The sequence below is a fragment of the Mycobacterium sp. 4858 genome (assembly GCF_900240975.1).
Taxonomy (GTDB): Bacteria; Actinomycetota; Actinomycetes; order Mycobacteriales; family Mycobacteriaceae; genus Mycobacterium.
The window spans coordinates 1,831,230-1,845,271 of the sequence record NZ_LT968776.1 but is presented as its reverse complement, the minus strand read 5'-3'; the positions used below and the strand labels follow the sequence as shown (position 1 = coordinate 1,845,271).

At 71.1% G+C, this 14,042-nt stretch carries 10 protein-coding genes; 4 read left to right on the top strand and 6 right to left on the bottom strand.

Translation table 11 applies throughout. The features are described 5' to 3' along the window. Positions 1-46: 46 nt before the first annotated feature. The 3 genes from C1737_RS17225 to C1737_RS17215 all read right to left on the bottom strand — a co-directional run bounded on the left by C1737_RS17225 (position 47) and on the right by C1737_RS17215 (position 4,849). Positions 47-4,237, bottom strand: a complete 4,191-nt coding sequence (locus C1737_RS17225; protein WP_102418981.1) for an alpha-(1->3)-arabinofuranosyltransferase — start codon at positions 4,235-4,237, stop codon at positions 47-49. 154 nt (positions 4,238-4,391) lie between these two features. Further along, a complete protein-coding gene (locus C1737_RS17220; protein ID WP_065443914.1) occupies positions 4,392-4,565 on the bottom strand; it encodes a DUF2613 domain-containing protein in 174 nt (57 codons plus the stop codon). An 83-nt stretch (positions 4,566-4,648) separates the two neighbouring features. Next, positions 4,649-4,849, bottom strand: coding sequence for a DUF2613 domain-containing protein (locus tag C1737_RS17215; protein WP_067919947.1), 201 nt, complete (start codon positions 4,847-4,849; stop codon positions 4,649-4,651). Positions 4,850-4,985: 136 nt separating this feature from the next. Here C1737_RS17215 and C1737_RS17210 point away from each other — a divergent pair, with 136 nt between their 5' ends. The 3 genes from C1737_RS17210 to C1737_RS17200 all read left to right on the top strand — a co-directional run bounded on the left by C1737_RS17210 (position 4,986) and on the right by C1737_RS17200 (position 8,136). After that, positions 4,986-6,125, top strand: coding sequence for a glycoside hydrolase family 3 N-terminal domain-containing protein (locus tag C1737_RS17210; RefSeq protein ID WP_102418980.1), 1,140 nt, complete (start codon positions 4,986-4,988; stop codon positions 6,123-6,125). A gap of 90 nt (positions 6,126-6,215) precedes the next feature. Continuing rightward, entirely contained in the window at positions 6,216-6,869 is a 654-nt protein-coding gene (locus C1737_RS17205; RefSeq protein WP_102418979.1) for a TetR/AcrR family transcriptional regulator, read from the top strand. A 16-nt stretch (positions 6,870-6,885) separates the two neighbouring features. After that, positions 6,886-8,136, top strand: coding sequence for a chloride channel protein (locus C1737_RS17200; RefSeq protein WP_102418978.1), 1,251 nt, complete (start codon positions 6,886-6,888; stop codon positions 8,134-8,136). A gap of 5 nt (positions 8,137-8,141) precedes the next feature. Here the strand turns inward: C1737_RS17200 and C1737_RS17195 are convergent, their stop codons facing one another. Beyond that, positions 8,142-8,984, bottom strand: a complete 843-nt coding sequence (locus tag C1737_RS17195) for a MaoC/PaaZ C-terminal domain-containing protein (protein ID WP_102418977.1) — start codon at positions 8,982-8,984, stop codon at positions 8,142-8,144. 19 nt (positions 8,985-9,003) lie between these two features. After that, entirely contained in the window at positions 9,004-10,368 is a 1,365-nt protein-coding gene (locus C1737_RS17190; protein WP_102418976.1) for a 3-oxoacyl-ACP reductase, read from the bottom strand. A gap of 150 nt (positions 10,369-10,518) precedes the next feature. On the opposite strand from C1737_RS17190, the gene C1737_RS17185 reads away from it, so the two are divergent. Next, positions 10,519-11,859: an acetyl-CoA C-acetyltransferase gene (locus C1737_RS17185; RefSeq protein WP_067917820.1), complete on the top strand. Its 1,341-nt coding sequence runs from the start codon at positions 10,519-10,521 to the stop codon at positions 11,857-11,859. Between the two features lie 286 nt (positions 11,860-12,145). Here C1737_RS17185 and C1737_RS17180 read toward each other — a convergent pair whose 3' ends face one another. Then, positions 12,146-13,981 (bottom strand): acyl-CoA dehydrogenase, encoded by a 1,836-nt coding sequence (locus tag C1737_RS17180; RefSeq protein WP_102418975.1) that lies wholly within the window; start codon positions 13,979-13,981, stop codon positions 12,146-12,148. Positions 13,982-14,042 lie beyond the last annotated feature (61 nt).

The following is a 14,042-nucleotide window of genomic DNA, read 5'->3' as shown; positions in this document are numbered from 1 at the left end:
ATCCAGTCAAGCAGGCGGTAAACCGGCAGCCAATACCTCTAACCGGCTATTCGTCGCGGCCCGGGCGCACCCGTTCGGGCAGAACCACCGCGCAAGTCACGAGCGCCGCCAGCGAAATCAGCGCCAGCAGCTGGACATTCGCGGAGTGGCCCGCGTAGCCGTCGACCGATCGCCAGGGATTGCGGGACAGCACCGCCCCGGCCAGGATCAGCCCGCCGGCGCTCACCACCATCGTCGCGCGGTCCAGGCGCCGACCCCGCAGCGCATACCGCAGGCCCAGGGCGGCCCCGACCACGGCGGCCCCGGCCGCGCCGGCGATCACCGCCCCGCAGGCCACCACGGCAACCGCCGCCCACGGCCCGGGTGTCCATGGCCGGGCGGGCGCGTCGTCGACCCGAGGGCGCCGGGTGCGCCATAGCGCGAGCATGGCCAGCAGCGGCAGCAAGGCCAGCCCCACCGCCAGCCCCACTCGGTACGGCGTGTTGGACGGGAAGGTCAGCGTGATGGTGCCGGGGTCGCCCGGGGGCACCACCCAGCCCTGCTGCCACCCGTTGACGGCCACCGGGGTCAGCCGGGCGCCGGAGGCGGTGCGCGCCACCCAACCGGGGTTGATGCTTTCCGGGATGACCAGTACTCGTGACGTAGCCGATGGCGGAGCCTGCACCTCGCGACGGTCCGGGCCCCAGGTCCGCCACACCGGGACCCCGACGGGGCTGGGCGTGGCGGCGGCAGCCGCTGACGGTGACAGGTCGACGCCGTCGACGACGAACTGGGCGCCCGGGCTGACCAACAGTTCCTGCTGGCCCGCCGGCAGCGCGATGGGATCGCGGTCGCAGGCCCGCGCCGCAATGGGCTCGTCGTCGAGCAGCGCGCCGACGGTGGTGCGGATCGACGTGTGCACGAACCGGCCCGCGACCGCGATCACCGGACCGTGGTCGCAGTCGACGGCGATCTCGCGCGCGCGGTCGCGGGCCGTGTCGGCGGGCGCGATCGGGTTGCCGTCGGCGCCGAGCGCCGTCAGCTCGGCCACCCCCGGCGGCTTGAGCTGGTCGAACCCCAACGCGTTGCGGTCGATCACGTCGTCCCAGTCCAGCAGGCTCACGGCGACGCTGTCGGTGACCCGGGGGTTGAGCGGGATCGTCTGCGGCTCACCGGGTTTCAACGCGCGGACCTGCGGGCCGTCGCCCAGGTTGACGGCCACCACCCTGGGGTGGGCGGGCAACGCCGACCGGCTGGGCACCAGCCGCAGCGCGGTGACCTCGGTGGGCCGCGGCAGGGTCAGCGTCAGCGTCGGGGCGGACTTGTGTTGCACCACCCGCTGCGGCGCCGTCCACGCGGTGGCCGGGTCGCCGTCGGTCGCCGCGTACGCCGAGCCGAGGACGTCCACCAGGTCGGAGTCGCCCCGCGCCCGGGTGGTGCCCGGCTCGGCGAGCATGTCGGCCAGCTTGGGCCCCTGCCGGGGCCTCACCCACACCAGCGGGCTCACCGAGACCGGCGCCGGAACGGTCAGCGTCCGGCTGAGATTCACCGGCTCTTCCGGCGCCAGGGCCATCGACGGCGCGCAGCGCACACCGTCGGGCGTCGGCGCGCAGCCCGGCCTGCCGAGCAATTCCGAACCCAGGTCCCAGCCCGCGACGGCCGAGCCGGGCGGTGGCCCGGGGACCCGCACGGTATGCCGCAGGTCGACCGGGTGGGCGAATCCGGACGCGTCGTACTGGGTGATCGACAGATCGGTGATGCCGAATTGCACGCCGGGAGAGCCGTCGTCGGTGCCCGCGGCGGTGATCCGCACCCACGGCGTCTCGCCGTAGGGCAGGGCCGCGGCGAGCGGCTTGCCCGCCTCGTCGAAGCGCAGGGTGGTGCTGCCGGTCGCCGTTTCGAGCAGGATGCGGCGCACCTGCGCGCCCACGGCGGTCGCGCTGGGGGTCAGCGTGATCGCCGCGTTGGTCACCGGGTGGTCGAAATCGACCTGCAGCCACTGGCCGACGGCGGCCTGCAGGGAGTTGGACACCCAGGCGGTCGCCGGGTCGCCGTCGACCGCGGCGACGGGGGAGGTCGCCGGTGCGACGTCGGGCATCGCGGTGGAGTCCGACGACGAGCTCGACACGGTGACCCGGCCGCCGGTCCAGGCGCCGACGACCGGGTCGGCGCCGGGGACGGGATAGTCGGGTACCCGGTTGTAGGTGTGCCGCGCGTCGCCGTCGGCCCGGATCGCCGACGAATGCTGGTCCACCCGGCCGTAGTCCGTCTCGCGGGCCACCGGGGTGTCGGTGACGGTCACCGTCGGCACCGGCAGCCCGGCGCCCCGCGCGTCGGCGGTCATCAGCACCGGACCCAACGGCGGCTCGCCCTGCAGCCGGCGGCGCTCGTCGAGGCGCAGCAGCACCTCCGGTCCGCCGTCCACCCGCGGCAGCCGGTCGACGTCGGCGAAGTACGGCACTCCCGAACCACCGGCGACCCGATACACCTCGACGGCCGGATAGCGCGGGCGCAGGCCGCTGTCGGCGACGAAGCCCGCGAGGGTGCCGGGGCCCACCGGCTCGCCGAACTGCGCCACCTTCTGCAACCCGGGGGAACCGTCGACGGCGCGGTGCACCAGGATGGGCCGCGCGGAGCGCGACGTGTCCGGGTCCAAGTCGTTGCGCACCACCAGGTACGAAACACCTTGGCGGGCAAGCGTATCCGCGAGCCCCGCCGACGGGCGCCCGGCGGCGAAAAGGCGCTGCACCGAATCGAGTGCCCGAATGGTCTGCGGCGGGGTCAGGGGGATGGAGTCGCGCACGCCCCAGGGGCTGCCGCCGAGCACCTGCAGCGGCTCGTCATGGCTGGTCCCCCACACCTGCGTGGCGAACGGCGCCCCCGGGACCACCAGCACCCGACCGGGCGTCGGGGTGCCCGAGTTGTGCCGGTCGAGCCAGTCGGCGGTTTCCTGCCAGTACCGGGGTATCGCGCTGAAGGTGCCGGGCGGGGTCAGCCGGCCGGTCCACGCCAGCGACGTGCTCACCATCAGGGCCGTCAGCACGACGATCGCGACGGCCACCCGCCTGTCGCGCTCCGGGTGGGCGAACGCGCGCAGCCACCCCGAGGCGGGGGCCCGGCCGGGGAGCGGGACCCGCCCCAACACCTGGGCGATGCCCAGCGCGATCGGGATCCGGACCACCGACCCCAGCTTGTGCACGTTGCGCAGCGGCGCCCCGCCGGCGTCCAGGAACGCCTGCACCGCGTGCGCCACCGGCGAGCCGAGCCCACCGCTGTAACCGGCGGCCATCAGCGCCACGCCGACGAACAGCATCGTCACCAACCGCCCGCGGGCCGGCATCGCCGGACTCGCCAGCCCCGCCAGCCCCGCCGCCGCGACCAGGCAGGTGGCCAGAACGGCCGCGGAGCCGGTCACCAGTGGCGCGCCCGCCGTGGCGGTCGGCGCCACGTACGGGGTCCAGCTGTCGGTGCCGCGCAGTATCTCGGTCAGCGACGACCATTGCGTCGTCACCCCCGAGGATTCGATGAAGTCCAGGAAGGGCGGGCTGATGACCCGCAGCATCACCAGCGCCACCACCCACCACGCCATCGCCAGGAACAGCGAAAGCAGCCACCACCCGGTGTAGCGCCACCACAACCGGTTGGGCCGGTGACAGGCCCACCAGATCACCGCCGGCAGGCAGCCGGCCAGCGTGGCGATGGCGTTGACCGCGCCCATCAGCGCGACGGCCAGACCGGCCTGCGCGGCGAGCGCTCGCACCGACCGGTTGCCCGACGCGCGCAGCGCCAGGATCGTCGGTAGCAACACCCACGGCGCCAGCATCATTGGCAGGGTCTCCGACGAGATGGAGCCCAGGGTGGTCAGCACCCGCGGCGACAGCGCGAACGCCGCGGCGCCGATGACCCGCGACGCCGGGCTGCCGATCCCCAGCGCCTCGGCCACCCGCAACAGCCCCCAGAAGCCGACGGTGAGCAGCAGCGCCCACCACAGCCGTTGAGTGACCCACCCCGGCACCGAAAGCAGGTGGCCGATCGCAAAGAAGGTGCCGTGCGGGAACAGGTAGCCGTAGGCCTGGTTCTGCGCCTGCCCGAATGGCAGCTCGCTGTTCCACAGGTTGGTGGCCCGGGCCAGGAAGCGCAGCGGGTTGGCGGTGAGATCCAGTTTGGTGTCGGGGGAGACCCGTCCCGGCGACTGGGCGAAGCTCAGCAGCAGGGCGATCGCCCCGGCCAACCACAGCCACCGGCGCGGAAGGGGCACGGCCGACGAGGGCGGGGCCGGCGCGCCGGCCCACGTACTCGCCGCTGATTCCGATGGCGGCGACCCGCTACGCCCGGCTTCGCCGCGCTTGCGATCGCCGGATTCCGATGGCGGCGACCCGCTACGCCCGGCTTCGCCGCGCTTGCGATCGCCGCTAGCTACGGTTGCCGTACTCGACCCGGTTGAGCACTGACGACTGCGGATCGCCCCCGGGGAGTGGCGGTTTCGTGTCCTGCTGCACCATCAAGGTGATCCCGAAAATCGCTGCCGCGCCGAGCAAGAGACCAACCACCACGCTCGCGGCGGCGGGCGCAATGATCCGGTTCATCAAGGCTCCTTACAGCATCGGAAAACGTGGCGACGGCCTAGCGACAACCTAGCAGAAGCGCGGTTTGCGCCCCGGTGCCCTGGTCAGGGCAGGCAGTGCCCGTGAAAGCACCGGTCGCCGTATTGCACCTGATGGGGACCGAGCGGGATCAGCAGCGCGGGGCGGCCCCGCACCGGCGCCGCGCCGTGGTCGGCGACGGCCAGCGTGACGCCGACGGTGGTCGCGACGCCGACCGACAGACCGACCGCGATGCTGGCCGCGGCGGCCAGGGTGAAACCGGTCAACGCTGGCATCTTGGCCCCCTAGCCCCGCTGGCACCAGCCCAGGAGTGCCCCCGCACCCGAAGGAGAAAACCCCCGACGCAAACCCCGTCGCTCCCCAGATCCGGAGACCCGGATAGCGCCATGAAAACATGGCCCGATGTCATTTTCGCGCACCCTGGCCGTGCTCGCGTCCGTGTCGGCGTTGGTGGCGGGCTGCGCTCACCACGCCGCGCGGCCTCCCGGCCCGTCGGCTTCGGTCAGCAAGCCGTCGGCCGCGCCCGCGCCGCCGGCATGCGGTGACCTCACCACGCTGCCGGTCCGCGACAAGCTGGCCCAGCTGTTGATGGTCGGCGTCAAGAACGCCGATGACGCCCGGTCGGTGGTCAACGGCTACCACGTCGGGGGCATCTTCATCGGCAGCTGGACCGACCTGTCGATCTTCAAGGGCCCGCTGGCCGACATCGCGGCGAAGGCCGGGCCGCTCCCGCTGGCGGTCAGCGTCGACGAGGAGGGCGGCCGGGTGTCGCGGTTGCGGTCGCTCATCGGGGAGGCGCCATCGCCCCGGCAGCTGGCCCAGACCCAGACCGTCGCCCAGGTCCACGACCTGGCCGCCGAGCGCGGCAAGAAGATGAAAGACCTGGGCATCACCATCGACTTCGCGCCCGTCGTTGACGTCACCGACGCCACCGACGGCGTGATCGGGGACCGCTCGTTCGGCGGCGACCCCAACACGGTCACCGCCTACGCCGGCGCGTACGCGCAGGGCCTGCGGGACGCCGGGCTGCTGCCGGTGCTCAAGCACTTCCCCGGCCACGGGCACGGCTCTGGCGACTCGCACACCGGCGGCGTGGTGACCCCGCCCCTGGCCGACCTGCAGAACGTCGACCTGGTGCCCTACCGCACGCTGGTGACCGCGGCCCCGGTGGCGGTGATGCTGGGCCACCTGCAGGTCCCCGGGCTGACCGGCGACGACCCGGCCAGCCTGAGCCCCGCGGCGGTGCGGCTGCTGCGGGACGGCGTCGGCTATGGCGGCCCGCCGTTCAACGGCCCGGTGTTCACCGACGACCTGTCCAGCATGGGCGCCATCTCCGACCGGTACGGCGTCGCCGAGGCGGTGCTGCGCACCCTGCAGGCCGGGACCGACGTCGCGCTCTGGGTCACCACCGACGAGGTGCCCGCAGTACTGGACCGGCTGCAGAAGGCGGTGGCCGCCGACGAACTGCCCGCGCAGCGGGTCGACGACGCACTCGGGCGCGTGGCGACCATGAAAGGCCGCAGCCCCGCCTGCGGCCACTAGCGGGTCGCCGCCATGGCCACTAGATCGCCTGTGCGCCCGCCGCGCGTTGCTTACCCTGGAGTCAGATAGCGGGGCTAAGAGAGGCATGCGATGGCGGGTGGCACCAAGCGCTTACCGCGTGCTGTCCGCGAGCAACAGATGCTCGACGCCGCGGTGCAGATGTTCTCGGTCAACGGCTACCACGAGACCTCGATGGACGCCATCGCCGCCGAGGCGCAGATCTCCAAGCCGATGCTCTACCTGTACTACGGCTCCAAGGAAGACCTGTTCGGCGCCTGCCTGAACCGTGAGATGAGCCGGTTTATCGACGCGGTGCGCGCCGACATCGACTTCACGCAGAGCCCGAAAGACCTGCTGCGCAACACCATCGTGTCGTTCATGCGTTACATCGACGCCAACCGGGCGTCGTGGATCGTGATGTACACCCAGGCCACCAGTTCTCAGGCGTTCGCGCACATGGTGCGCGAGGGTCGGGAGCAGATCATCGAACTGGTCGCCGGGCTGGTGCGGGCCGGCAGCCGCACCCGGCGGACCGAGCGCGAAAACGAGATGATGGCGGTGGCGCTGGTGGGCGCGGGCGAGGCGACGGCCAACCAGCTCAGCACCGGCGACATCGACGCCGACGAGGCGGCCGAGCTGATGATCAACCTGTTCTGGCACGGCCTGCGCGGCGCGCCGGAGGAGCGGGAGGCCGCCGCGGCGGCGCGGCCGGAGAAGGGCGGCCCCAGCGCCGGCGCCCGCTAACCCCTACATTCGACGTGTGGCTCGACCGCCCGCCCGCCGCAACGCCGAATTCTTCTGCGCCGTAGTCATCGTCGGGTTGCTGGCCGGGGTGGCCGGGCTGGCGGCGACGTTCGTGCTGCGCTTCGTCCAGCACGTCACCTACCACTACACCTTCGGCGCGCTGCTCGCCGGCGTGGCCGCGAGCAGCCCGGTGCGCCGTGCCGTGGGTCCAATGATCGGCAGCGCCTTGGCCGGGCTCGGCTGGTGGGCGCTGCGGCGCGGGGCAGCGGTGCCGCCGCTGGCCGAAACCATCGCCCGCCGGGAACCGGTGCCGCGGCTGTCCTGGAGCATCGACGCGCTGCTGCAGGTGCTGCTGGTCGGCTCCGGCGCGTCCCTCGGCCGCGAGGGTGCGCCCCGCCAGTTCGCCGCGGCCCTGGGCGACTGGGGCACCGCGTGGCTGGGACGGTTGACGTCGCGCGATCGCGAGATCCTGCTGGCGTGCGCGGCCGGTGCCGGGCTCGGCGCGGTCTACGCCGTTCCCGTCGCCGGCGCGCTGTTCGCCGCGCGGATCATGCTGACCACCTGGCATCCGCGGGCGCTGGGCGCCGCGCTGATCACGTCCAGCCTGGCCGTGGCCGTGTGCTCGGCCGTCACGCACGATCAACCCACCCTGGAGTGGCCCAACGCGAACCTGTCCTTCGAACTGACCGGTCAGGCGCTGATCCTGGCGCCGCTGGCGCTCGCGGTGGGGCTGGGGTTCAACCGGTTGATGGCGGCGGCACGGCCGGCCAGGCAGATGCGCACCTGGGTGCTGGTCCCCGCGCTCGCCGGCGCCGGGCTGGTGATGGGCATCTGTTCGCATTGGTGGCCCGAGTTGCCCGGCAACGGCCGCAGCATCCTGACCGTCAGCCTGGCCAGCGGGCTGACGCTGTCCGCCGCCGCCGCGATCCTGGCCCTCAAGCCGTTGTTGACCGCGCTGTTCCTCCGTGCGGGCGGCGCCGGCGGCATGCTGACGCCGTCGCTGGCCACCGGCGCGGCCGCGGGATCGCTGCTGGTGCTGACGATGAACATGGCGGCCGGAATGCATCTGCACGGGCCGACGGTCTCGCTGGCGGGCGCCGCCGGCGTGCTCGCCGTGACGCAGGGCTCACCGATCTGGGCGGCGATCTTCGTCTGGGAGCTCGCCCGCCCGCCGCTCTGGCTGCTCCTGGTCTTCCTGGTCACCGCGGTCGGTGCGTACGGCTTGAAGCTTCTGGTCAGCGGGCGGGTGGGGACGCACTCGGGCTGAAGCGTCTACAGCGCCCGCACGGTGCCGGTCAGATACGGATAGCCCTTGGCGATGTTGCGCAGCGCGATATCCCAGCCGTCATGGCCTTCGTCGATGTACAGCCCCGCGGTGGCGGGCAGCACCAGCGGCTTGCCGAACTTCACCGAATACTTCACCGCGTCCGGGAGCCGCGCTTCGATGTTCGCCAATACGGCTGCGGCGCTGTACATTCCGTGCGCGATGACGGTCGGGAAGCCGAACAGCTTGGCCGCGATCGGGTTGGTGTGGATCGGGTTGTGATCGCCACCGACGACGGCGTAACGACGGATCAGGCCGGGACTGACGCGCACGACCGCGCTGGGTGGGGGCAGCTTGGGCTGCTTCTGCGGTGGCGTCTTGGGCTCGTCGGACAGGCTGGTGCGTTGCTGGTGCAGGAAGGTCGTCACCTGATGCCACGCGGTGTCGGTACCGACGCTCACATCGGTCACCAGGTCGACCAGCAGGCCTTTGCGGTGCTCCCGCAGGTTCTCGGCGTGCACGCGCACGCCGACGGTGTCGGTGACCGCGATCGGCCGATACTGCGTGATGTGATTCTCGACATGCACCGAACCCATTGCGGCGAAAGGGAAGTCGAACCCGGTCACCAGCGACATCATCGCGGGGAAGGTCAGCGCGAACGGATAGGTGAGCGGCACGCTGTTGCCGTACCGCACGCCGGTGACATCGGCGTACTCGGCCACGTTCGCGCGGTCGATGGGCAATTCCTCGATGGCCACCGTGCGCGTCGGCAGCTGGTTCCCGCGCGACACCACCGGCAGTGCCCCCGCGGCGGCGCGCAACATGTTCTTCAGACCGCTTGGCTGGTTCATCGCGTTCCCCTCGTCGCAGCTATGCGCCCAGCATGGCCTGGCCGCAGACGCGAATGACGTTGCCCGTCACCGCGTTTGACGCCGGGCTGGCGAAGTAGGCGATGGTTTCGGCGACGTCGACGGGTTGGCCGCCCTGCAGCAGCGAGTTCAGCCGGCGGCCCACCTCGCGGGTGGCCAGCGGGATTGCGGCGGTCATCTGGGTTTCGATGAACCCCGGGGCGACGGCGTTGATCGTGATGCCCTTGCCGTAGAGCTCGGGCGCCAGTGCCTGGGTGAGGCCGATCATCCCGGCCTTGGTGGTGGCGTAGTTGGTCTGCCCGCGGTTGCCCGCGATGCCGGCCATCGAGGACAGTCCGATCACCCGGCCGCCGTCGCCGAGGGTGCCGTTGCCCACCAGCCCCTCGGTAAGACGCAGCGGCGCAAGGAGATTCACGGCCAGTACGGCGTCCCAGCGGGCGTCGTCCATGTTGGCCAGCAACTTGTCGCGGGTGATGCCGGCGTTGTTGACCAGCACGTCGGCCCGCCCGCCGTGGTGCTCGCGCAGGTGCTCGGTGATCTTGTCGACGGCGTCGGAGGTGGTGACGTCGAGCCACAGCGCGGTGCCCCCCACCCGGCTGGCCGTCTCGGCCAGCGCCTCGGCGGCCGACTCGACGTCGATGGCGACGACGCGGGCGCCGTCGCGGGCGAACACCTCGGCGATCGTCGCGCCGATCCCGCGGGCCGCGCCGGTCACGATGGCGACTCGGGAGTCGAGTGGCCGGTCCCAGTCGGCCGGCGGTGTGGAGTCGGCCTCGCCGATGTAGAACACCTGGCCGTCGACGTAGGCCGACTTGGCCGACAGGATGAACCGCATGGTCGATTCCAGGCCCGTCGCAGCGGGTTTGGCGTCGGGCGACAGGTACACCAGCGCCACCGTCGTGCCGTTGCGCAGCTCCTTGCCCAGCGAGCGGGTGAACCCTTCCAACGCGCGCTGCGCGATCCGCTCGTGCGGGCCGGCGGCGGCGTCGGGCGTGGTGCCGACCACGACGACGCGGGCCGAGTGGCCCAGGTTGCGCAGCAGCGGGGTGAAGAATTCGTACAGCCCCCGCAGCCCCTCCGGCGTCGTGATCCCGGTGGCGTCGAAGACCAGGCCGCCGAACTGGTCGGCCCAGCGGCCACCCAGGTTGTTGCCGACCAGGTCGTAGTCCTTGGCCAGCGCGGCGCGCAGCGGCTCGACCACGCGGCCCTCACCGCCGATCAGCAGGGACCCGGCCAGCGGCGGATCGCCGGGCCGATAGCGGCGCAAGGTCTCGGGCTGCGGGACGCCGAGTTGCTTGGCCAGAAACGATCCAGGACCGGAGTTGACGATCTGCGTGAACAGATCGGACGAGACCTTGGGAGCCACCGGAGCTACCTTCCATCTGCTTCTCAGTCGGGGGTGCGCCTACAGCACAACCGTATCGAGGTCGAACTTACTTCAGAGTAAGAACAGTGGGTAGTATGGCCCCAACGGGCATCCGGAAAACCAACAGACCGCAGATACACGGAGAAGACAGTGGCCCCTGCAAGTTCCGAGGCAAGCAACCAGCGCAGCTCGCAGCGGCGACGAGTCGCCGTGCTGGGCGGCAACCGCATCCCGTTCGCCCGGTCCGACGGCGCGTACGCCGAGGCGTCCAACCAGGACATGTTCACCGCCGCGCTGGGTGGGCTGGTCGACCGCTTCGGGTTGGCCGGCGAGCGCTTGGGTGCGGTGGTCGGCGGCGCCGTGCTCAAGCACAGCCGGGACTTCAACCTCACCCGCGAATGCGTGCTGGGCTCCGAGCTGTCGTCGTACACGCCGGCGTTCGACCTGCAACAGGCCTGCGGCACCGGCCTGCAGGCGGCGATCGCCGCCTCCGACGGCATCGCGTCCGGCCGCTACGAGGTGGCCGCCGCGGGCGGCGTCGACACCACCTCCGACCCGCCGATCGCCCTCGGCGACAACCTGCGCCGCACGCTGCTCAAGTTGCGCCGCTCCAAGTCCAACGTCCAGCGGCTGAGGCTGGTGGGCACGCTGCCCGCGACCCTGGGTATCCAGATCCCGGTCAACAGCGAGCCCCGCACGGGGCTGTCCATGGGCGAGCACCAGGCGATCACCGCCAAGCAGATGGGCATCAAGCGCGTCGACCAGGACGAGCTCGCCGCCGCCAGCCACCGCAACATGGCGGCCGCCTACGATCGGGGTTTCTTCGACGACCTGGTCACCCCGTTCCTCGGCCTCTACCGCGACGACAACCTGCGGCCGGATTCGTCGGCCGAGAAGCTGGCGAAGCTCAAGCCGGTGTTCGGGGTGAAGTCCGGCGACGCGACGATGACGGCGGGCAACTCGACCCCCCTGACCGACGGGGCGTCGGTCGCGCTGCTTTCCAGCGAGGAGTGGGCGGCCGCCCACTCGCTGACGCCGCTGGCCTTCCTGGTGGACGCCGAAACCGCCGCCGTCGACTACGTCAACGGCCGGGACGGCCTGCTGATGGCGCCGACTTACGCGGTGCCGCGACTGCTGGCGCGCAACGGCCTGAGCCTGCAGGACTTCGACTTCTACGAGATCCACGAGGCCTTCGCCTCGGTGGTGCTGGCGCACCTGCAGGCGTGGGAGTCGGAGGACTACTGCAAGGAACGGCTGGGGCTGGACGCCGCGCTGGGTTCGATCGACCGGGCCAAGCTCAACGTCAACGGCTCGTCGCTGGCCGCCGGCCATCCCTTCGCCGCCACCGGCGGGCGGATCCTCGCCCAGGCGGCCAAGCAGCTCGCGGAGAAGAAGGCGGAGCAGAAGGGCGGCGCGGGCAAGCCGCTGCGGGCCCTGGTTTCCATCTGCGCCGCGGGCGGGCAGGGCGTGGCCGCGATCCTGGAGGCCTGAGCCGGCCGGTTTCATGACATCGGTCACAGCGGGTTAGTAATCCGGGCGGAGGGGTATTCGAGAGCGCGGATGACCCCGTGTTGTGGTCTGACCCCCCGACCCCGACGGCAATACGGGGCATCCCTAGTCCGTCGCCCGGGGGCGAAAAGAACGCGCCGGGCGTGCGAGAAGGGCCGCCGCTGGAGTGAGGGGATCCAGCGGCGGCCTTTTTTGGTGCCTGGGGCGCCAGATAAAAACCCCGCTCCCATTTCGGGAGCGGGGTTTTGCTCATCATCTCGGCGGCGGCCTAGAAGGCGGCCTCGTCGAGCTCCATGATGTCGTTGTCCAGCGTCTCGATCACCTCGCGGGTGCTCGCCAGCAGCGGCAGGAAGTTCTTCGCGAAGAACGACGCCACCGCGACCTTGCCCTCGTAGAAGGACCGCTCGTCGCCGCTGGCGCCGGCGTCCAGCGCCTGCACCGCCACCGCGGCCTGACGCTGCAGCAACCAGCCGATGACCAGGTCGCCGACGCTCATCAGGAAGCGCACCGATCCCAGGCCCACCTTGTAGAGGCTGGTCACGTCCTCCTGCGCCGCCATCAGGTAACCGGTCAGCGTGGCCGCCATCGCCTGCACGTCGGCCAGCGCCTTGGCCAGCAGCTCGCGCTCGGACTTCAGCCGGCCGTTGCCCGACTCGCTGTCCACGAACTTCTGAATCTCGCCCGACACGTGGGCCAGCGCCACACCCTTGTCGCGGATGATCTTCCGGAAGAAGAAGTCCTGCGCCTGGATGGCCGTGGTGCCCTCGTAGAGGGAGTCGATCTTGGCGTCGCGGATGTACTGCTCGATCGGGTAGTCCTGCAGGAAGCCGGACCCACCGAAAGTCTGCAGGCTCTCGGTGAGCTTGGCGTAGGCCTGCTCGGAACCGACACCCTTGACCACCGGCAACATCAGGTCGTTGACCTTGACGGCCAGTTCGGCGTCCACACCGTGCACCGCCTCGGCAACCGCCGCGTCCTGGTAGGTCGCGGTGTAGAGGTACAGCGCACGCAGCCCCTCGGCGTAGGCCTTCTGGGTCATCAGCGACCGGCGCACGTCGGGGTGGTGCGTGATGGTCACCCGCGGAGCGGTCTTGTCGGTCATCTGCGTCATGTCGGCGCCCTGCACGCGGGACTTGGCGTACTCCAGCGCGTTCAGGTAACCGGTCGACAGCGTCGCGATGGCCTTGGTCCCGACCATCATGCGCGCCTGCTCGATGACCTCGAACATCTGCGCGATGCCGTTGTGCACCTCGCCGACCAGCCAGCCCTTGGCGGGCACGTCGTGCTGGCCGAAGGACAGCTCACACGTGGCCGACACCTTCAGGCCCATCTTGTGCTCGACGTTGGTGACGAAGACGCCGTTGCGCTCGCCCAGCTCGCCGGTCTCGAAGTCGAACAGGAACTTCGGCACGAAGAACAGCGACAGGCCCTTGGTGCCCGGACCCGCGCCCTCGGGGCGGGCCAGCACCAGGTGGAAGATGTTCTCGAACAGGTCACCGGAGTCCGCGGAGGTGATGAACCGCTTCACGCCGTCGATGTGCCAGGAGCCGTCGTCCTGCTTGATCGCCTTGGTCCGCCCGGCGCCGACGTCGGAACCGGCGTCCGGCTCGGTGAGCACCATGGTGGAGCCCCAGCCGCGCTCGGCGCAGATCACGGCCCACTTCTTCTGCTCCTCGGTGCCCAGGTGGTAGAGGATGTTGGCGAAGCCGGCGCCGCCGCCGTACATCCAGACGGCGGGGTTGGCGCCCAGCAGGTGCTCGTGCAGGGCCCACACCAGCGCCCGGGGCATCGGCATGCCGCCGAGGACCTCGTCGATGCCGACCTTGTCCCAACCGGCCTCGGTGACGGCGCGGACGGACTTCTTGAACGACTCCGGCAGCGTCACCGAGTGGGTCTTCGGGTCGAATACCGGGGGATTGCGGTCGCCCTCGACGAACGACTCGGCGATGGGCCCCTCGGCCAGCCGGCTGATCTCCGACAGCATCTCGCGGGCGGTGTCGACATCCAGATCGCTGTAGTCGCCGGCGCCCAAAGCCTTCTCAACGCCCAGGACCTCGAACAGGTTGAACACCTGGTCACGGACGTTGCTCTTGTAGTGGCTCACTACGGTTCCTCCTCGTTGAGAATGCCACTCGAATGGTTGGGTACTAGGTCTAAGTTACCCA